The following is a 1,000-nucleotide window of genomic DNA, read 5'->3' as shown; positions in this document are numbered from 1 at the left end:
AGATCACATGATAGTTAGTGACGATGTGCCCTTTTTTGGCATCAATAATGACGCCAGAGCCCAATCCGCGGAATGGACGCTCTCGAGTTTGCTCCATCGGGAAGTCAGGGCCGAAGAAGAACTGAAATTGTTCCGGAATACGACTGGTTTGAACTTGTTTACCCTCAACCGCAATGCTCACGACTGCTGGGGTCACTTTCTCTAGCATCGGGGCTAGGCTTGGTAATTGCTGGCCATCAACACTTAGAGGCAGTGCTGCCGTGGCCGTTATCGGCGTGATAATGGAACTCAAACTTAAAGATAGAACGGTTAGCGCAAGCAATGGCTTTTTCATCCAGTAACTCCTCTTGAAACATGTCTGCCAAAAAGAAATATCCGCACTTTACACCAATAAGAATAAGCGTTTGGTCATCCATGACAGGGTACGTTTAGCCCAACCGATAGCGCATGCCATTATTCAAAGGCCGTAATAGACTGAAACGAATTGCCTGCATAGGTTTATGAACATCAACTTATCTTGATTGATATTTTTAATATAAGGTCTAGTTTGGATATTCAAAGGGTGACGGCAGTTCACATGCAAGTTAGAGAGGGATTGCTGCAGAAAAGTTCAAAAAGGGTCGATACAAATTACGATTTATATCGACCCAAAAGAAAGGAAAAGAGCAGGTTAAGAGGCTTTAGCCGTCACCACGTCGGGAGAGTTGGTGATCTCTTTTTCTTGATCTTTCAAAAGACCAGTCGCGCCGTTGGCGTAGTCTTTTGGTTGTTCGTTGACCTCTGGTTGGTCTTCTTTGATTTGCTCTGAAGACATCGCCGTTTTCTTATCAAACGGGTTATCTTGTTCTGGCAAGTTAGGCAGAAGTTCTGAAGAGGTCTTCGCCATATGTTGGTAGAGTTTAGTGTAATCCTTACCCAGGGTATCCAACATTTCTGCGGTTTGTGCAAAATGATCGACGAGCTCTTGACGTTGTTGCTCTAATTCAAACTTGGCCGCTTC

General features: G+C 44.6%; 1 protein-coding gene and 1 pseudogene. Both read right to left on the bottom strand.

Annotated elements, in window-relative coordinates:
* A pseudogene (locus R7E42_RS25915) lies at positions 1-334 on the bottom strand (serine endoprotease DegQ); the annotation flags it as partial.
* A 336-nt stretch (positions 335-670) separates the two neighbouring features.
* The coding region (gene zapG, locus R7E42_RS25910; protein ID WP_318073374.1) for a Z-ring associated protein ZapG at positions 671-1,000 on the bottom strand (330 nt) is incomplete at its 5' end.

This window comes from Vibrio sp. Vb1337, assembly GCF_033338715.1.
In the GTDB taxonomy this organism is placed as follows: Bacteria; Pseudomonadota; Gammaproteobacteria; order Enterobacterales; family Vibrionaceae; genus Vibrio; species Vibrio alginolyticus.
This window is presented reverse-complemented; position numbering and strand designations above follow the sequence as displayed.